The organism is bacterium (genome assembly GCA_035945995.1).
Taxonomy (GTDB): Bacteria; Sysuimicrobiota; Sysuimicrobiia; order Sysuimicrobiales; family Segetimicrobiaceae; genus DASSJF01.
This window is the reverse complement of record DASYZR010000087.1, coordinates 1-18,316: the sequence shown is the minus strand read 5'-3', so window position 1 is coordinate 18,316 and position 18,316 is coordinate 1. Positions and strand designations below refer to the sequence as shown.

The 18,316-nt window shown below is 69.2% G+C and carries 20 protein-coding genes; 4 read left to right on the top strand and 16 right to left on the bottom strand.

Annotated elements, in window-relative coordinates; all coding sequences use genetic code 11:
* On the top strand, window positions 1-1,144 hold a 1,144-nt coding region (locus VGZ23_09160), incomplete at its 5' end, for an N-6 DNA methylase (protein ID HEV2357762.1).
* 8 nt (window positions 1,145-1,152) lie between these two features.
* On the opposite strand, the gene VGZ23_09155 is transcribed toward VGZ23_09160, so the two are convergent.
* From VGZ23_09155 to VGZ23_09110, 10 genes are all read right to left on the bottom strand, one after another.
* Window positions 1,153-1,338 carry a hypothetical protein gene (locus VGZ23_09155; GenBank protein ID HEV2357761.1) on the bottom strand — a complete coding sequence of 62 codons (186 nt, stop codon included), beginning with the start codon at window positions 1,336-1,338 and terminating at the stop codon, window positions 1,153-1,155.
* Window positions 1,335-2,291, bottom strand: a complete 957-nt coding sequence (locus VGZ23_09150) for an IS1595 family transposase (protein ID HEV2357760.1) — start codon at window positions 2,289-2,291, stop codon at window positions 1,335-1,337. The genes VGZ23_09155 and VGZ23_09150 overlap by 4 nt, the downstream gene beginning before the upstream one ends.
* Window positions 2,292-2,633: 342 nt before the next feature.
* Window positions 2,634-3,005: a S1 RNA-binding domain-containing protein gene (locus VGZ23_09145; protein HEV2357759.1), complete on the bottom strand. Its 372-nt coding sequence runs from the start codon at window positions 3,003-3,005 to the stop codon at window positions 2,634-2,636.
* Window positions 3,006-3,108: 103 nt separating this feature from the next.
* Window positions 3,109-3,636, bottom strand: coding sequence for a septum formation initiator family protein (locus VGZ23_09140; protein HEV2357758.1), 528 nt, complete (start codon window positions 3,634-3,636; stop codon window positions 3,109-3,111).
* Complete coding sequence (locus VGZ23_09135; protein HEV2357757.1) at window positions 3,633-4,391, bottom strand: lytic transglycosylase domain-containing protein; 759 nt, start codon at window positions 4,389-4,391, stop codon at window positions 3,633-3,635. The genes VGZ23_09140 and VGZ23_09135 overlap by 4 nt, the downstream gene beginning before the upstream one ends.
* Before the next feature lie 44 nt (window positions 4,392-4,435).
* Window positions 4,436-5,707 (bottom strand): phosphopyruvate hydratase, encoded by a 1,272-nt coding sequence (gene eno, locus VGZ23_09130; GenBank protein ID HEV2357756.1) that lies wholly within the window; start codon window positions 5,705-5,707, stop codon window positions 4,436-4,438.
* Window positions 5,676-5,963 (bottom strand): S4 domain-containing protein, encoded by a 288-nt coding sequence (locus VGZ23_09125; GenBank protein ID HEV2357755.1) that lies wholly within the window; start codon window positions 5,961-5,963, stop codon window positions 5,676-5,678. Before VGZ23_09125 ends, eno begins: the two co-directional genes overlap by 32 nt.
* Entirely contained in the window at window positions 5,950-6,780 is an 831-nt protein-coding gene (gene mazG, locus VGZ23_09120; GenBank protein ID HEV2357754.1) for a nucleoside triphosphate pyrophosphohydrolase, read from the bottom strand. Before mazG ends, VGZ23_09125 begins: the two co-directional genes overlap by 14 nt.
* Window positions 6,780-10,157 (bottom strand): transcription-repair coupling factor, encoded by a 3,378-nt coding sequence (mfd, locus tag VGZ23_09115; GenBank protein HEV2357753.1) that lies wholly within the window; start codon window positions 10,155-10,157, stop codon window positions 6,780-6,782. The genes mazG and mfd overlap by 1 nt, the downstream gene beginning before the upstream one ends.
* Window positions 10,158-10,281: 124 nt before the next feature.
* Window positions 10,282-12,057: an NAD+ synthase gene (locus VGZ23_09110; protein ID HEV2357752.1), complete on the bottom strand. Its 1,776-nt coding sequence runs from the start codon at window positions 12,055-12,057 to the stop codon at window positions 10,282-10,284.
* Between the two features lie 219 nt (window positions 12,058-12,276).
* Between VGZ23_09110 and VGZ23_09105 the strand changes: the two genes are divergently transcribed.
* Window positions 12,277-12,477 carry a hypothetical protein gene (locus VGZ23_09105; GenBank protein HEV2357751.1) on the top strand — a complete coding sequence of 67 codons (201 nt, stop codon included), beginning with the start codon at window positions 12,277-12,279 and terminating at the stop codon, window positions 12,475-12,477.
* Between the two features lie 103 nt (window positions 12,478-12,580).
* On the opposite strand, the gene glnA is transcribed toward VGZ23_09105, so the two are convergent.
* From glnA to VGZ23_09080, 5 genes are all read right to left on the bottom strand, one after another.
* Window positions 12,581-14,023 carry a type I glutamate--ammonia ligase gene (gene glnA / locus VGZ23_09100; GenBank protein ID HEV2357750.1) on the bottom strand — a complete coding sequence of 481 codons (1,443 nt, stop codon included), beginning with the start codon at window positions 14,021-14,023 and terminating at the stop codon, window positions 12,581-12,583.
* 182 nt (window positions 14,024-14,205) lie between these two features.
* A complete protein-coding gene (locus VGZ23_09095) occupies window positions 14,206-14,556 on the bottom strand; it encodes a VOC family protein (GenBank protein HEV2357749.1) in 351 nt (116 codons plus the stop codon).
* 75 nt (window positions 14,557-14,631) lie between these two features.
* Window positions 14,632-14,964: a VOC family protein gene (locus VGZ23_09090; protein HEV2357748.1), complete on the bottom strand. Its 333-nt coding sequence runs from the start codon at window positions 14,962-14,964 to the stop codon at window positions 14,632-14,634.
* Window positions 14,965-15,220: 256 nt separating this feature from the next.
* On the bottom strand, window positions 15,221-15,637 hold the full coding sequence (locus VGZ23_09085) for an SRPBCC family protein (protein ID HEV2357747.1): 417 nt from the start codon (window positions 15,635-15,637) through the stop codon (window positions 15,221-15,223).
* A 79-nt stretch (window positions 15,638-15,716) separates the two neighbouring features.
* Complete coding sequence (locus tag VGZ23_09080) at window positions 15,717-16,046, bottom strand: metalloregulator ArsR/SmtB family transcription factor (GenBank protein HEV2357746.1); 330 nt, start codon at window positions 16,044-16,046, stop codon at window positions 15,717-15,719.
* A 175-nt stretch (window positions 16,047-16,221) separates the two neighbouring features.
* On the opposite strand from VGZ23_09080, the gene VGZ23_09075 reads away from it, so the two are divergent.
* Window positions 16,222-16,602 carry an STAS domain-containing protein gene (locus VGZ23_09075; GenBank protein ID HEV2357745.1) on the top strand — a complete coding sequence of 127 codons (381 nt, stop codon included), beginning with the start codon at window positions 16,222-16,224 and terminating at the stop codon, window positions 16,600-16,602.
* Between the two features lie 12 nt (window positions 16,603-16,614).
* Here VGZ23_09075 and VGZ23_09070 read toward each other — a convergent pair whose 3' ends face one another.
* Window positions 16,615-17,355, bottom strand: a complete 741-nt coding sequence (locus tag VGZ23_09070) for a hypothetical protein (protein HEV2357744.1) — start codon at window positions 17,353-17,355, stop codon at window positions 16,615-16,617.
* A 110-nt stretch (window positions 17,356-17,465) separates the two neighbouring features.
* On the opposite strand from VGZ23_09070, the gene VGZ23_09065 reads away from it, so the two are divergent.
* Window positions 17,466-18,227, top strand: a complete 762-nt coding sequence (locus tag VGZ23_09065) for a 3-oxoacyl-ACP reductase family protein (protein HEV2357743.1) — start codon at window positions 17,466-17,468, stop codon at window positions 18,225-18,227.
* Window positions 18,228-18,316: the final 89 nt, after the last annotated feature.

Here is an 18,316-nt window from a genome sequence, read left to right as displayed (position 1 = left end):
GCTGGCTCGGCACAAGGGGAAACTTGTCGCATCGCTGCGCTCCAGCGTCATGTTCCTGGAACGATACCATGACCTGCTGCGCGACGGCGGCCTGCTACTCACGATCATCGACGACTCGGTTCTGAACACGACAACCACGGCCTTTGTGAGAGACTGGCTTCGCTCCCGCTATTACGTTCGGGCGATCATCTCGCTGCCCAAGAACTGCTTCGTCGTGGCCGGTAGCGCATCGAAGACCTCCATCCTCGTCTTGGAGAAGAAACCGGGCGAATCAGCGGATCAGTCGGCGATATTCATGGCGAAGAGTTTGAACGTCGGGCACACAGACTCCGGAAAGCCCGACCTGAACAGCAACGATCTGCCGGCGATTCTCACCGAATGGCTTCGCTTCCGTGACAGCGGCACGCTCCCGACGCGGCCGGGCTGTTTTGTCGTTCGGCCCGAGGACTTGGCAGAGCGCCTCGACGTGCAGTGGTATGATCCGGAATACTTGGAACTATATCGACGCCTGGAATCCGTGTCACATTTTCGCCTGCGCGACATCAAGCCGCTCCTAAAGTACGGCGCTTCCATCGACGCGGACTACACGAGCGACGTGCCCTTTCTACGAATCGAGAATCTGCGCCGAAACGACATTGACCTGAGCGACCTTCAGTTCGTGCCGTCGGCGCTCCATCTCAGGCAGTTGAAGTCGCTCTATCTACGCGAAGGGGATGTCCTGATCGCGAGGAGCGGAACCTACGTGGGGCTTTGCGGAGCCGTGGGCGGTGGATTGGACAACTTCGTCTACGGATCGTACATCATTCGGTTAAGGCTGCGCGACCAGATGCGCCTTCGGCCGCGATTCCTCGCTCTATATCTCAATTCGCGGGTCGGACAAATGCAATTTGACCGGGTCAAGACGGGATCACTCCAGTTCAACATCAACCAGCAGCAGATTCAGGACATCATCGTACCCGACATTCCTGTTTCGGAGCAGGATGCCATCGTCGCAGATTTCTCCGCTCGGCTGGCAAAGATCAAAATGGCGAGAAAGGATATCTCCTTGCTGGAGGCCGACTTCGCCGACGGGCTAGGGTCGAAGATCACAACTTCGGCCGGGATTAAGGGGAAACTCAACCTTCGGGATTTTTCCGGGGCGTAACCCGGAATTTATTTTTGCTTCCGGCGCTTCTTGGCCCGTTGTCGTCGCTGGTAGAGGCGTTCCTGTTCTTGGATTTCCGATTTCGGCACGGCGACGATGCGCCGGGTAAACTCCGCGAACCGTTCAAATGGAGTCAGGACTGGTCCGGCGCGTTGCGGTCCGTCGCTTCCCTCGCCCTTGGCGTGCTGTCTCACGCGGTGGCTTCTCCTCCGGTCAGCGTCTCGTACGTGAGCCGCTTGCCGACCACGCCGTGCAGGGCGCGGACGAACCGCTCCCCGTCCGGCATCTTCCGCGTGTTGAAGCGGTACGCCTGCTCGTCCAGGTAGCGGAACAGATGGAACGGCTCGACGCTGACGTAGGTGCACTTCACCGACCGCTTCAGGAGCGACCAGAAGTTTTCGAGCCCGTTCGTGTGGACCTTGCCCTCCGCATACTTCTCGGCGTGGTCGATCACCTTGTGCGTGTACTCGTCGGCGAGCACGTCGTATGACGGGAGCGCGTCGGTGAAGACCTCGGACCCCGGCTCGACGTGTTCGCGGACAGTCGGGATGAGGGCGCCACGGCGGACGTTCGGAACATGCCGGAGAATCACGCGGCTGTGGCCGTCCGGCCCGTGCCGTTCGAGCAGGCCCATGCCGGCGGCCTTGCCCATGCCGCCCGTCCCCTTGATGGCCTTCGCGCGGCGGCTCTTGTGCATGAACCGCGCTTTGCCGCCGATGAACGATTCGTCGATCTCGATGTCGCCGCCGAACTTGCGGAACGTGCCGGTCTGCAACGCGAGGCGAATCCGGTGCGTCAAAAACCAGCCGGATTTTTGCGTGACGCCGAGCGCGCGCGCCACCTCGTAGGATGACACGCCGTTCTTGCAATTCACGACCATCCAGAACGCGGGGAGCCATTTGTCGAGCCCGATATGGCTGTCCTCGAAGATCGTGCCGACCTTTACCGAAAACTGTTTCTGGCACGCCTTGCACTGCCACAGGCGGCGGGTCACCAGGAAGGTCGGCTCGACCGCTCCACACCGGGGGCAGACCGGCTTACGGTCCGGCCAGCGCAGCGCCGCGACGAACCGGATGCATACGTCCGGGTCCTTGAAATACCGGACGGCTTCGAGGAGCGTCTTGGGCATATCGTTCGGCTTTTTCATGCTTCAAGCGTAGCACTTCTAGGCTACTGAGTTAAGTATGCTATTGCCCAAGTGAGGGTAAGGCAGAAAAAATTTAGGCGCCCTTCGATCGAGCTGGCGATGAGTCACCGCTTCGTGCGACTCTGGAGAACGAATCCCAAAAATTGACCCACATCGGGAACACGTTCAGGATCCAATACAGCCTACTGCACGCGCTCGCCGAGAGCGTGGCGCATGCGGGGGACTGGGTCACGGAGGACGCCGGCGTTTCGGGCCGGTGATGCCTGCGGCGTGAGCCAATACGTCCCCGCGGCACGGGATCACCACGAGCCGGGGACCGGCGGGGTTGCGTTCGGAGGGGAATTAGCGGCGGCGGCCGCCGCGCTTGGCTTCGGTGTTGCGTTTGAGGTCGAGGAGACGCTCTTCGCTTTCCTTCATGAACTTGGTGAGCTTTTCTTCGAATGAGGCTTTGGATCGGACGCGAGCCTGCCGTTCGGAGGCGTCGAGCGCTTGTTTCACGGAGAGGTCAAGTTTGCCCTTGTCGTTATAGCCGAGCACCTTGACCTTGACGCGCTCTTGTTCTTTGAGGTAGTCGCGAACGTCCTTGACGTAGGTGTCGGCGATTTCCGAGATGTGGACGAGACCGCTCTTGCCGTCCCCGAGTTCAACGAATGCGCCGTAGTGGGTGATCTTAACGACTACACCTTCAATAATACTACCTGCCTCAAGACTCATTCCGAGCCGGTGCCCTCCTCCAGCAACAGAAACGCGTCGCGATTATACCCCGGCCCCCCGGGGGTGTCAAGAAAAATCACCCCGGCGGAGGGTACGCGCCTGGTTAGCGATGTGGAACGTGGAGCCAGCGCAGGATGGCATCCCGCACGCCGACCGCCCACACGCCGATCCCGTGGGGAGACTGCGGAGGTGGAACGGCATCCATGCCCGGCGGCGGGGACGGCGGCTCCACGTCGGGGCCGGCGTCGCGAACCGGGAGGGCGGGGGCCCCGCCCCGCGGGGTGGCGCCCGGTGGCGCCACGGTTCCCTCGAAGGGTACGATCAGCAGCTCGATCTCGCCGGGACGCACCAGCCCGAGTTGCTGCCGGGCGATTTGCTCGATGTACCGGTCGTCGGTTTTGAGCCGCTCGATCTCGTCACGCAACCGGGCATTTTCGGCGACGAGGTCGCGACGGCGCTGCTCCAGGCGCGCTTCCTCGCGGGCCAGCGTATACGTCTTGGCATACTGGCTGGCCAACGCGGCAAGGACAACCGCCGCGGCGACGGCGGCGCCCATCGTCGTCAGGCGCGGGCGCCGCGCGCGGGCCTCCGCGGGCGCCGCGACCGCGTGCACGGTACCCCGCCCGCTCATCGTGACGCTCCCGTGAGCACCACGCCGTCCGCCTCGGAGCGGCGGCGCGGCAGGATCCAGGGCAGGGCGAGCAGGACTACCGCGGCGATCAGCACCGTCCGCGCGCGCTGCCAGACGTCGAACCGGCGGATGACGGCAAACCAGAACGGGCTCAACGTTCCCTGGGACTGCAGATGGAACCAGGCGAGCGCCACCTGCCGCATGTAGCGTGTGGTCTCGGGAAACGGCGGCACGCCGTGGTGGCGCGCCACGGTCGCCGCCCCCGCGTTGTAGGCCGCGACCGCAAGGACCGTGTTCCCCTGGAAGCGGTCGACCAGCCGGCGCAGGTACGCGGCCCCGACGGCGAGATTGGCGTCCGCTTCGTCCATACACGGTGGCGCCGCGGCGGCGGCCGGCCGGCACCCGGCCGTCCCGCCGATCTCTCGCCACGTTCCCGGCATCACCTGCATGAGCCCGTACGCGCCGCGCGCCGAGCGGGCGTGCGGGTCGAAGCCGCTTTCGGCGGCGACGACGGCCGCGAGCAGCGCGGGATTCAGCCGGACGGCCGTCGCCGTGTCGTTGATGAGGTCCGCGTAGGGGATGGCCCGCACCGGCCGGGGCGTCGCGGCGTCGCGGGCAAACTGCACGACGGCGGTCCGCACGTGGACCGTCGTGAGGTAGATGACCGTGAGTGTGAGTAGGAGGGTCGCCGAGAATACCGCCGCGTGGAGCCAAAACCACCACGGCGCCCCTCCCCTGCGGCGACCGTTGGCCATGGCAGTCCTGACGTTCTGGCTTCGGCCGGGGATTCCTGCACCCGCTACCGGCGGAACGCGGCGGGGCCCGGGTACTCGGCGCCCGGTCCCAACATCTCCGCGATGCGCAGGAGGCGGTTGTACTTGCCGACCCGCTCGGATCGGGCCGGCGCCCCGGTCTTGATCTGCCCGGCGCCGACGGCCACGGCGAGGTCGGCGATCGTCGTGTCCTCGGTTTCGCCGGAGCGGTGCGAGATGACGGCGGCCCAGCGCTGCCGCTGCGTCAGCCGGATGGCTTCCAGCGTTTCGGTGAGCGTGCCGATTTGGTTCAGTTTGATGAGCACGGCGTTGCCCGTTTCGCGCGCGATGCCCTCGCTGATGCGCCGGAGGTTCGTGACGTACAGATCGTCGCCGACCAACTGGATGCGCGCGCCGAGCCGGCGAGTGACCGCGGCCCAGCCGTCCCAGTCGTCCTCGGCGAATCCGTCTTCGATGGAGACGATGGGGAACCGGTCCACGAGCCCCGCGTAGTACTCGACCAGCTCGGCGGACGAGAACGCGGCGCCGCCGAGGCGGTAACGGCCGTCCGCGAAGAAATTGCTCGCCGCCGGATCGAGGGCGAGCGCGGCCTCCCGGCCGGCGGCATAGCCGGCGCGCCGGATCGCCTCGAGCAGCAGCGCGAGGGCCTCCTCGTTCCCGGCCAGCCGGGGGGCGAAGCCCCCTTCGTCGCCGACGCCGGTGGCGAGGCCGCGGTCCAGCAACACGCGGTGCAGCGCGTGGTAGATCTCGGCGCCCATGCGGAGGGCCGCGGGATACGAGAGCGCACCGAGCGGCACCACCATGAACTCCTGGAACTCGAGACCGTTGTCGGCGTGCTTGCCCCCGTTCAGCACGTTCATGAGCGGAACCGGGAGCGTGCGGGCGCCCTCCCCGCCGAGATACCGGAACAAGGGGACCCCGCGCCCGGCCGCGGCGGCGTGCGCAACCGCGAGCGACACGCCGAGAATCGCGTTCGCCCCGAGACGGCTCTTGTTCGGCGTGCCGTCGGCGGCAATCAGGGCTTCGTCGATGCCCCGCTGGTCGGCCGGGTCGCGGCCGCCGAGCAGCGGCGCGAGCGTCTCGCGGACGTGCCGGACCGCGGTCAGAACCCCGAGGCCGCCGTAGCGGCCGCCGTCCCGGTCCCGCAGCTCGATCGCCTCGTGGACGCCGGTGCTGGCTCCCGACGGGACGGCCGCGGTCCCGCGCGCGCCCGAGTCGAGGGCCGCCTCGACCTCGACCGTCGGGTTGCCCCGCGAATCAAGGATTTCACGCGCCGTGATGCTGGCGATGCGCGCCATCGGGTCCTCCTTGGGGTTCGTCGGTGAGGATGTCGCAGTACCCGGCGTCGGGCCGCGGCGCCGCCGGCACCTCGCGGACGCGCGCCCGAATCCGACGATCCCCCACGTCGACGGCGATGACGTCGCCGGCGCGCACGGGAGCGGCCGGCTCGGCGCGCCGGCCGTTGAGCGTCACGCGGCCCGCATCGCACAGCCGGTTCGCGAGGGCGCGCCGCCTCACGAGCCGGCTGACCTGCAGGAACTTATCCAGCCTCACTCGCTTCGCGCCACAGCGCCTGCACCTCGTCCGCGGTGCAGTCCGCAAGCGGCGTCCCGCGCGCGCGGGCCAGGGCTTCGAGCCGGCCGAATCGGACTCGAAACCGCTCGGCGACTTCACGCAGCGCCAACTCGCCGTCGACGCCGAGCGCCCTCGCCGCGCCGACCGCGGCAAAGAGCAGATCGCCGACCTTCTCGTCCGCCTCCGCCGGTCCGGACGCCCCGGCGAGATCGTCCAACGCGCGGCGCACGCCGGCGAGCCTCTGATCGACGCCCGGTCCATCCGGTCCCGGCATGCCCGCTCGGGCCGCGCGCGCCTGCATCTGCTGCGCGAGCATCAGGGCGGGGAGCGTGCGGGCGAGGCCGGCCAGGGCCTCGTCCCGCGGTTCCGCCGTGCCGCCGGTCGTCCCGGCATCGCCGTGCGGGCCCGCGGCGGCCGCGCGCTCGGCCTGTTTGATGGCCTCCCACCGGGTGACGACCGCGTCGGGCGTGGCCGCCGCCGCCCCGCCGAACACGTGCGGGTGGCGCCGGATGAGTTTCTCCACGAGTCCGGCGACCACGTCGTCGATGGTGAACGTTCCGGCCTCCGCCGCCATCTGGGCGTGGAACACAACTTGAAGCAGGAGGTCGCCGAGTTCTTCTTTCAGCCGCTCCGGGGCGCCGGCGTCGATCGCGTCCAGCGTCTCGTACGTTTCTTCGAGCAGGTACGGCCGCAGCGACGCGGACGTCTGGGCGCGGTCCCAGGGACACCCGCCGGGCGCGCGCAGCCGGGCCATCGTGGCCACGAGGTCCTCAAAGGTCGGGCGCGGCCGGTTCATCACGTCACCCCCGTGGCCGCGACGGTGCGGGCGGCGCCCGCCCCGTCGTCGCGCCGGGTTTCCGCGGCGAGCCACTCCAGCAGCTGCTCGACGGCCGGGACCGTCTCGTCCGGCGCGAGCCCGGGCACCGGCATGTAGATCCCGTCGGCGGTCCACCGCAGCCGGCCGCGGGACCGTGCGATGTGCGTGTGGACGCGGGGTCCGGCCCCGGCGGGGTCGAGCAGCTTGATGAGGACGCCCCCGGCGTCCCGCGCAATCGCGGCCACGCCGGCGCTGCGCGCCAGGGCGCGCAGGCGGATCACGCCCGCGAGACGCTGCGCCGGCGCCGGCAGGGGACCGTAGCGGTCGCGCAGTTCCGCGATCGCCTCCGCGGCATCGTCCGGGGTTCGGGCGTCGGCGAGCCGCCGGTACGCGGCGACGCGCTGCGCGGGCGCGTCGACGTACGATTCCGGCAGGAATGCTTCGACGCCGAGGTCGACCGTGGGGTCGGAGGTCTCCTCGACGATCTCGCCGCGCAGCTCCCGGATCGCTTCGTCCAGCAGGCGCATGTACAGATCGAACCCGACGGCCGCCAGGTGCCCGTGCTGTTCCGGTCCGAGGAGGTTGCCGGCGCCGCGGATCTCGAGATCGCGCATCGCGAGGCGGAGCCCGGAGCCGAGCTCCACGAACTCGCGCATCGCGACGAGCCGCTGCTCCGCCTCGGGCGTGAGCCTGGCGTTGCGCGGGTGCAGCAGGTACGCGTAGGCCTGCCGGTCGGCCCGGCCCACGCGTCCCCGCAGCTGGTAGAGCTGCGCGAGGCCGAGCAGGTGCGCCTGCTCGATGAGAATCGTGTTCACGCGGGGGATGTCGAGGCCGATCTCGACGATCGTCGTGCAGACCAGGATGTCCGCGCGGCCGCCCAAGAAATCGAGCATGATGCGCTCGAGCTGCGTCTCCGGCATTTGCCCGTGCGCGACGACGACCCGCGCCTCGGGCACGAGCCGGCGGATCCGCTCGGCGGCGCGCTCGATCGTCTCGACCCGGTTGTGCACGACGTAGACCTGGCCGTCGCGGGCCAGTTCGCGGCGGATGGCCTCCGCCACCACCGCGGGATCGTCCTCGTGAATGTACGTCCGGATCGGCTGCCGGGCCTCGGGCGGCGTTTCCATCACCGAGAGGTCGCGGAGGCCCGCCAGCGACATGTGCAGGGTGCGCGGGATCGGGGTCGCGGTCAGCGTCAGCACGTCGACCTGGGTGCGCAGCTGCTTGAGGCGCTCCTTGTGCCGGACGCCGAACCGCTGCTCCTCGTCGATCACGACCAGGCCGAGGGCCCGGAACGTCACGGTCTTGTTGAGCAGCGCGTGCGTTCCAATCACGACGTCGATCGTGCCGTCGCGCAGGCCGTCCAGGACTTCGCGCTGTTCCTTCGCCGACCTGAACCGGCTCAGCATCTCCACGCGCACGGGAAACGGGGCGAAGCGCTCGCGGAAGACGGTGTAGTGCTGCTGCGCGAGCAGAGTCGTGGGGACGAGGACGGCGACCTGGCGCCCGTCCATGACCGCCTTGAACGCCGCGCGCAGCGCGACTTCGGTCTTCCCGTAGCCGACGTCGCCCGCGACCAGGCGATCCATCGGCCGCGCGCCCTCCATGTCCCGCTTGACGTCTTCGATCGCCTTTCGCTGGTCGGGGGTCTCTTCGTAAAGAAACGCCTCTTCCATCTCGCGCTGCCACGGCGTGTCGCCGGTGAACGCGTGCCCGCGCGCCCGCTCGCGCGCCGCGTAGAGGTCCAGCAGCTCGCGCGCCATTTCGCGCGTGCGCTCGCGGACCCGCCGCTTCTCGCGGTCCCACTCCGTGCCGCCGAGGCGGTGGATCTGCGGCGCCTGTCCGTCCACGCCGACGTACCGCTGCACGAGGCCGATCTGCTCGGTCGGGACGTACAGCGCGTCGCCCTGGGCGTAGTCGAGATGCAGGTAGTCCCGCGCGGCGCCGCCCATCGCGAGCCGCTCGAGCCCGCGGTAGATCCCGATGCCGTGATGGAGGTGCACGATGAGATCGCCCGGCACGAGCTCGCTCCAGCTGCCCAGCCGGGCGCCGTCCCGGAACCAGCGCGGGCGGCTCCGCCGGCGCCGCCATCCCAGGATCTCGCTGTCGGTCACCACGACCAGGTCCGCGAAGGCGAACCCCTGCGTCAGCGGCTCCCCCACCACCGTCACGGTGCCGGGCGCGGGCGGCGCGTCGAGCCGGTCGGGGTTCGCCGCGACGACGCCGTGTTCCGCGAGCAGCTCGCGCATGCGGTGCGCCTGGCGGCTGGCGACCACGACACGGCTGCGCTCCGCGATCCAGCGGCGCGCCTGCTCCGCGAACCCTTCGACCTGGCCGGCGAACGACTCCACCGTTCCGAACGGCATGCCCATCGCGGCATACCCGGTCCCCTCAGGCGACGTGCGCAGGGTGGAGATCGCGACCGTGCGGCGGGCGGCGAGCATCGGCGCCACGTCCTCCCAGGGCACGACCGGGGCGGGCGCGGTGCTGGCGATCTGGGCGGTCTCCGCCGCGCGCGCGCGGGCGGCCTCCGCCTGCCGGACGAGTGCCTTGGCCTGACGCGCGACTTCGTCGGGCTCGTCGAGCACGCACACGGCCGCGTCCCGGAGCAGGCCGGGCAGCAGCACCCCGGGCCCGGCGGGTCGCGGTACCGCGTCGGCGCGCGCCGGCAGGATCGTGGTCCCCTCGAGGGTTGCCGTGGTCAACTGCGTCTCGGGATCGAACGCGCGGACCGATTCGATCTCGTCGCCGGCCCATTCCGCACGAACCGGCCGGTCCGACGCCGGGGGATAGACATCGACGATGCCGCCGCGGACGCTCATCTCGCCCGGTACGTGGACGAGATCCACGCGCTCGTACCCGCCCGCGGCGAGCCGTCCTATGACCTCGTCGATCGCGATGGGGGCGCCGGGACGAAGGTCGGCACGCACCGCCTCAAGCCACCCGGGGTCCGGCATCGGCAGGACGAGGCCGGCGGCGGAGGCCACCGCGACCACCGGCTCATCGCGGCTCAGCGCGTCCAGCAGGCGGTGACGCGTGCGCGCCGCGTCGAGGGAGAGCGGCTCCCCCGGCCCCGGCGCGTCCCACACCTCGAGGAGATGGACGGCCGGTGCGCCCGGCGGCAGCAGGGCGTGCAGGTCGTCGGCCAGCCGTTCGGCGTGATCGCGGTCGGGCGACACCACGAGCCACGCGGGGATCTGCGTTCCCGCGCGCATGATGAGCGCCGCGAGCAGGCAAGCCTTTCCCGCGCCGGCCGGTCCCGTGACCCAGGGACGCCGGCCGGCCTCCAGTGCCTCGCTCACGAGAAGAAACTCCCGGCTGCGCTGCAGAACCGGGAGCACACCGGACACAGACATCACGAAACCTCCGTCTCATTGTACGGGAGGACGGGAAAATGCGTCAATCGCGGCGCCTGCCCCGCCCAGGGGGCGGGGTGCGGATCGGGATCGGCGCGGCCGGTCCGCGCGGCCGGGGGCCGGGTTAGGCGCGCGGTGGACCCGCGGGCGCTTCGGCGGGGCGGCGGCCGCGATACCAGTTGGTGATCGGCAGGCGGCGGTCGCGGCCGAACGCCTTCGGGGTGATCTTGACGCCCGGCGGCGCCTGGCGGCGCTTGTACTCGCTCGCGTCGACCATCCCGATCACGCGGGCGACGGTGGCCGGATCGAAGCCCTGAGCGATGATCTCCTCGGCGGACCGGTCGTCTTCCACGTAGAGGCGCAGGATCGGGTCGAGCGTCTCGTACGGCGGCAGCGTGTCCTGGTCAGTCTGCTCCTCCCGCAATTCGGCCGTCGGCGCGCGCTCGAGCACGCCGGCCGGGATGAGCTCCCGGCCCCCGGTCCCGTTGCGCCAGCGGGCCAGGCGGTAGACGAGCGTCTTGGGAACGTCCTTGATGACGGCGAAGCCGCCTGCCATGTCGCCGTACAGCGTCGCGTACCCGACGCTCATCTCGCTCTTGTTGCCGGTGGTCAGCACGAGCCAGCCGAACTTGTTGGACAGCGCCATGAGCAGCGTGCCGCGGATCCGCGCCTGAATGTTCTCCTCGGCCTCGTTCCGGGGCCGGCCGCCGAACGCCGGCGCGAGCGTGGTCTCGAAGGCGCCGGCCATCGCCTCGATCGGCAGGTCGAGGGTCCGGATCCCGAGGGCCTGCGCGAGCGCGGCGGCGTACCGCCGGCTTTCGTCCGATGTGAACCGCGACGGCATCGTCACCCCGGTGACGGCCTCGGGGCCGAGCGCGTCCGCGGCGATCGTGGCGACGAGGGACGAATCCACCCCGCCGCTCAGCCCCACCGCGACATGGCGGAACCGGTTCTTGCGCACGTAGTCGCGCGTGCCGAGGACGAGTGCGCGGTAGACTTCCTCAACGTCTCCGGGAGGCTCTGCCGGATCCGGCCCGGGCAGCGCCGGCCGGGCCGGATCCGGCGGCTCCGTGGACAGCGTGTAGACCGGCGCCCGGACGCCCTCGCCCGCGAGCGCGTCCGGGGTCCGGATCGGATTGTACCGGCGCAGGGTCCGGATCGCCTCGACGTCGATGTCGGCGACGACGAGGGCTTCGTCGAACGCCGGCCCGCGCGTCACGACCCGTCCGGCGGCGTCGACGACGAACCCGAGGCCGTCGAAGACGAGCTCATCCTGGCCCCCGACCGTGTTGTTGTAGGCGATCGCGATCGCGTAGTCGCGCGCGCGCGTCCGCAGCATCTCCTCGCGGATCCGCCACTTGCCGGCCGAGTACGGCGACCCGTTGATGTTGACCGCGACGAGGGCCCCGGCCAGGGCCTGGGCGAGCAGGGGACCGCCGGGCGCCCACACGTCCTCGCAGATCGTCACGCCGACCGGCACGCCGTGCACGACGAAGACCGGCGCCTCCGTGCCCGGCTGGAAGTAGCGCTTCTCGTCGAAGACGCCGTAGTTGGGGAGCCGCATCTTGCGATATATGCCGGCGATGCGGCCGCCGGCGAGTATTGCGGCCGCGTTGTAGAGGTGTTCGCCCGAGTCCACGCATCCGATCACCGCGACGCTCCGGGTCGCATGGCGCGCGATCTCGTGCAGGCAGGCGACGTTCTCCTCGACAAAGTCGGCCTTGATCAGCAGGTCTTCGGGCGGATATCCGGGAACGACGAGCTCGGGGAACGACACGATATCCGCGCCGAGGCCCTCCGCCTCGGCGAGGCGCTCCAGAATCTTGCGGGTGTTGCCTTCGAAGTCGCCGACGGTGGGGTTGATCTGCGCCATCGCGACCCGAAAGCGCGGCGTCGTCACGTTAGTTATTATAGAGGATTTTGACACCGCGGGGCGCGCCGGGCGCGGTGGAACCGGCACGCCGTAAGCGTGGCGGCCGGCGATTCACGAAGCCTCCGTCACGTCTCCATGACTTATTCACACTGCGTTCGACGTCTGCGGCCGGACCAATGTTTCGGCCCGCCCGGCTGTAGAAAAATTAGTTGAAGGCCACCCGACCTATGAGGGAGGTGACTCCACATGGTGGCTCGCATCCGATACCGTAAGCGCATGCTCGCGCGTGTGGCGCTCGTTACGCTGGCCGCGGCGGCGTTCGTCGTCGTCAACGGGCTTCCCGCGCAGGCCCAGGGCCTGTACCTGGATTTCAGCCTGTTCCCGCCAGCACCGGCGTATCAGACCAACTGCCAGCAGTTCTCCTACGGCGGGGCCATGTGGACATAGGGTTCCCCTCGGCCGGTCCGCCTCCGCCGCGGACGTCGAAAGACCCGGGAGGCGGTCCCCGGGTCTTCCGACGCACCGATGCCGCGCGGGCCGCGCGGGGGACTTAGACGTCGTAGTACAGGAAGAACTCGTACGGGACCGGGCGGATGTTGACTTCGTGCACCTCGCGGGTCCGCTTGTAGTCGATCCACGTCTCCAGCAGGTCCCGGGTAAACACGTCGCCTTCGAGCAGGAACTCGTGGTCCCCTTGGAGCGCGTCCAGCGCCGCGGTGAGCGAGCCGGGCACGCTCTTGATCTTGGCGGCCTCATCCGGCGGCAGTTCGTACGTGTTCTTGTCGAGCGGTCCGAACCCGGCCTTCACCGGATCGATCTTGCGCTTGACGCCGTCGAGCCCGGCCATCAGCATCGCCGCGAACGCGAGGTACGGATTGCAGGTGGCGTCGGGGCAGCGGAACTCGACGCGCTTCGCCGAGGCGCCGGCCGGCCCGGTGTGGTACATCGGGATCCGGATCGCCGCGCTGCGGTTGCGCTTGCTGAACGCAATGTTGACCGGCGCTTCGTAGTGCGGCACGAGACGCCGGTACGAGTTCGTCGTGCAGGCGCACAGGCCGAGGAGCGCGTCGACGTGGGTCAGCAGGCCGCCGACGTAGTGCAGCGCGTCCTGGCTGAGCTCGGCGTAGCCGCCCTCGCTGTAGAAGATGTTGGCGCCGTTCTTCCAGACGCTCTGGTGCGTGTGCATGCCGGTTCCGTTGTCGCCGAACAGAGGCTTCGGCATGAACGTCGCCGTCATGCCGTGGCGGCGCGCCACGTTCTTGACGATGTACTTGTAGGCGAGCAGGCTGTCGGCCATCCGCGTGAGCGTGTTGTACTTCATGTCGATCTCGCCCTGGCCGGCGGTGGCGACCTCGTGGTGCTGCATCTCGACCTCGATGCCCCACTTCTCCATCTCGAGCGACATTTCGCTGCGGATGTCGAGCAGCGTGTCGGCGGGCGGGACGGGGAAGTAGCCTTCCTTGGTGCGGACGCGGTGGCCCAGGCCCGGCTGGCCGGAGTTCCAGATCGCTTCGGGCGAATCGATGCTGTACCCCATGCGGTACGGATCCACGTCGTACTGGACGTTGCCGAAGACGAAGAACTCGGCCTCCGGCCCCCAGTAGCTCACGTCGCCGAAGCCGGACGCCTTGAGGTGCTCCTCGGCCTTCTGAGCCACGTAGCGCGGATCCCGGCTGTACGGCTTGCCGGTGATCGGATCGAAGATATTGCAGATCACGGACAGCGTCGGGATCTCCGTGAAGGGGTCGGGCCGGGCGGTGGCGGGGTCGGGCATGAGGAGCATGTCGCTCTCTTCGATCGCCTGAAAGCCGCGGATGCTGCTGCCGTCGAACCCGATGCCGCGCTTGAACGTCTTCTCGTCGACCTGACTCGCGGGGACCGTCGTGTGCTGCCACGTGCCGGGAACGTCGACGAATTTCAGGTCGACCATCTTGACCCCGCGATCCTTGATGTACGCGACGACGTCCTGCGCCGTCATCTCCTTGCCCGCCATGCGTCACCTCCGTGTCCCGCCCGGGACGGTGTGGTGCCGGCAAAAAGCGAAACGCCCCCTGAGATTGTGACCTCAGAGGGCGTCCCGGCCCACGGTACTTCAGAGTACCTACGTCACTATATACCACGGGAGCCGGTCCCGGTCAACCGCCTTCCCGGCCGGATCCGCGCGCCCGTCGCGAGTCACATCCCCTTGACGAGGCCGATGACGTGGCCTTCCGGATCCGCAAACATCGCGATGCTCGGTCCGCCGGGCACGTCCATGGGCCCGGAGATCGTGCGGCCTCCGAGACTCTCGATCTTCTTGAGCGCGGCGCCGAGATCGTCGACGGCGACATAGAATGTGACGTGCCCCGCACCCCCGCCCATCGCCGCGCCGATCCCGCCGTTGATGCCGGTGGGCCCGCCGGGGGTCGCCATGGTGTATTCCGCCATCACGGGCTTCATCTCCCAGCCGAACGCGCTGTTGTAGAAATTCTGCAGAGACTTCACGTCCTTGCCGAGGACCTCAAAGTGCACGACCGGATTTCCCATCTGACACCCCTCTCAGTGTACGTCGTGCGGCCGGCGCCGCGGGTTCCGTGCGACGTTCCCAGACGCGCGCCTCCTTTAGGCTTTGATCAGGCCGATCCGGTTGCCCTCCGGGTCGGTGAACACCGCGAAGGTCACCATGTCGGGAATGTGCGTGGGCGGCACCTCGGTCCTGCCGCCGAACTGGGCGACCCTCGTGAGCGTGGCCTCGAGATCGGGGACCCGGACGTAGAAGGTGACGTGCGGGGTCCCCTGCGCCGGGCCGATGCCGCCGTTGATTCCGCCGGTTCCGCCGGTCTTGACGAGGCCGTACCCCATCGGATTGTCGGCGTCGATCCGCCAGCCGAACAGCGATGTGTAGAAGGTGTGCAGGGCTTTGGCGTCCCGGGCGTTGATCTCCCAGTGGACCACGGGGTGGCCCGATGCCGCACGGCCCTTTGCGGTCCGTGACGCGGGACGGGCGCGCGCCGGTCGGGTACGTCTCCGCGTTCCTCCGCCGGTTCGGGCGCCGTGCTTGGTTGACTGCCGGGTTGCACGTCGGGCCACGACCATCACGCTCCTTCCGGTCTCTTGCGGGTGGGTTGGGACTCCGTGCGTTCGTCGACGTCGAGCGAGGACGAGGCTTGAGCGGTCGTCGTCAGCGTGGCGGATCCATGTCACAAGTCCGTCACACCGCGCCCGCGGCCCAGGGATCCGGACCAGCGTCGCCCCCCGGCGCGGCCACGGCCAGGCGCGGGAGGTAGTGGTCCCAGCCTTCGCCGTGGCCTTTGCGGGCCGCCGCGGGCAGATGGCGATGCGTGAGCCGGAGCAGCGTGCCGTCGCCATCCGGGACGAGGATGATCTCGACGATGCTCGAGCCCGGCGGGACCTGCGGACTGTCGACCCAGCCCCACGTATAGACGACCTTGCGGTTCGGCACGAGTTCCACGTACTCACCGCTCACGATGTGGCCGGGGTTGATGACCGCGCGGTAGACGCCGCCCGGCCGGGGGTCGCTCACGGCATGCGTGCCCTTCCAGCGGGCGATCTTAGCCGGATCGGTGAGGAACGCAAACACCGTGTCCGGGAAGGCGGCGATCCGCACCTCGCGCCGGATCGCGTCCTCCGGCGCGGCGCCGGGCGCCTCGGCCGGCGGGGCGGCGGGGCGCCTGGGATCCGGCGTCTCACCGGCGTCCTGGGGTACGTCGCACCCTCCCTTCGTGCTCTTCGGCCGCGGCTTTGAGCCGTTCGAGCCGCTCGTCCCAAAACGCCTCGAGAAAGGCGCGAAGATCGGCCACGGCCTCCCGGCGCGCGCGGTACAGGTGGCGGCGTCCATCCCGTCGCTCGCGGAGCAGGCCCGCGTTGACGAGCACCCGGAGGTGCTGCGAGATGGCCGGCCGGGTGACCCCCTCGAACCGCGACGCGATGGCGCCCGCCGGGAGCTCGCGATCGCGGACCAGCCGCAAGATCTCGCGCCGGCGGGGTTCGGCAAGCGCCTTGAGCGCCTGATCCATCGAGAGTTACGTTAGCATCAACTTACATTTCATGTCAAGCGAACACCCGCCGGTGGCGCGGCCTCGGAGACCGGACCATACACCCGTTCGGCAGGAATGGGCCCGGGAGCATTGCAATGACCGCGGTGACCGTTGAAGTGTTCCACTACGCGGCCGCCGGAGGAACACTTCAATATTGTCGCAGGATCCATTCAACCGAGCGGCGTTCCGGCAGCAGTCTCTGCGCGGCGTCGTCTGCCTGTCCATCACCGGCGAGATCGACCTCAGCAACGCGACGGATTTGTCCGCCCAGCTGCAGGCCGCCGCCGAGAGCGACGGCCGCGGAGTCATCCTCGATCTCCGCGAACTGCGGTACATCGACTCTTCGGGGATCAAGGTCCTGGTCAAGGCGCATCTCGACGCCCGGGGGGCCGGGGGGCAGATCGTCCTGGCCGCGGCCACGGCAAACGTTCAGCGCCTGTTGACGATCACGGGCCTGGACCGGCTGATGCCGATGTTCCCGACCATCGAGGAGGCCCTCAACTCGATTTCGCCGGACCGCTCGACGTCGACCTGACCTTCTTTCCCCTCACTGCGCCGCCAGCACGCGGTTGACGAGCCCCGCGTGCGACGCTTTGAGGGCGTCCATCTTGATCTCCTGGACGCGGAGGGCCCGCCGCTGGAGTTCGTCCGTCGTGCAGTAGCGCTCCATGATCATGCGGCCGAAGCGGATATGGGTGCCTTCGTCGGGGATGACGTCCTCCTCGAGGCGCCTCGCCGTGACCGGATCGACCAAACTCTCCAGGGCGGACGGTTCGTCGGCCAGGATCTCGTCGCGGATGACCTCGGCCGTCCGCTCGTCCACGAGCAGCCGCGCCGGATCCACCACGATCCGGAACATCTCGGTGATCAGGACCTCCCCCGTACAGTTGAGCGAGGTCACGAGTTCGACGGGGTGGGGCCAGTCGTAGGTATCGTGGTAGAGCTTCCAATCGGTGTCCGAGGGCGCAAAGCGGCCGAGGTCGTCATCCCCGCCGAGCGCGCGCACGCGCTCGGCGAAGATCTGCGAATGCTTCCACTCGTCCTGGATCTGGCGCGCGAGCAGCAGCTTCAGGTCTTGCGCGTCGTCGGGCAGCAGGATCATCGCCTTGGCGGGGACGTGGACGCCGAGCATGTACTCCCGCCACATGAGCGTGCGCAGGTACTCGAGGAGCCCCTGCGTCTGGAGCCGCGTCCGGAGGCGGCCGTACTCCCGGGCGGCGTACGTGACGGCCCAGGCGTGCGAGCGCCGGACGAGATCGATCGCGAATTCGTGGGCGTCCCTCGACATCGCGCTCGTGTGCCTCCTCAGGACCGCGGCGTCGTCCCGATCTCAAGAGGCATTGTGGCATCCGTATAGGAAATTCCTCCGCGCGTCGTGACGCCGAGGAGTGAGGTCGCATGCCGCTGTCCGGAAAGACCGCCATCGTCACGGGGGCCGCCCGGGGGCTCGGCGCCGTCTACGCCCGCGCCCTGATCGAACGGGGGGCGAGCGTGGTCGCCGCCGACGTCGCCGAGCCCGCCGACGAGGCGTGGCGCCGCGCGCCGGACGGGCAGGACGGCATCCCGATGTGCTACGTCAGGGCCGACGTGGCCCGCGAGTCGGAGGCCGTCCGGCTGGCCGAGGAGGCGGCGCGGCGGTTCGGCGGGATCGACATCCTGGTCAACAACGCGGCCGTGTACGGCGACCTGGGACGCAAGAAGCCGTTCGACGAGATCAGCGGGGCGGAGTGGGACGCGGTCATGGCGGTGAACGTCAAGGGCGTCTGGCAGTGCGCGAAGGCCGTCGTGCCGTACATGCGCGCCCGGCGGGCCGGCAAGATCATCAACGTGTCATCGTCGTCCGTGTACCGCGGCACGCCCGGCCTCGCCCACTACGTCGCGTCGAAGGCGGCCGTGATCGGCCTGACCCGGGTGCTCGCGCAGGAGCTCGGGGCGGACAACATCTGCGTCAACGCCGTGGCGCCGGGCCTGGTGCGCACCGACGCGAGCCGGCGGCTCAACCCGGACGACTACTTCGAGCGCGGGCGGGAGCGGCAGGCGATCAAACGAGTCATGGAGCCCGGCGACCTCGTCGGCACGGTCGTCTTCCTCGCGTCGGCGGCCAGCGATTTCGTCACCGGGCAGACGTTTGTCGTCGACGGCGGCGGCGTGATGCTCTGATGCCGGCGGCGCGTTAGCGGCGCCGGCCGGCGCGCCGGCGGGAGGCGCGGTGCGGGGACGCCGGGCGTTTGCGCGAGGGCGCGCGTTTG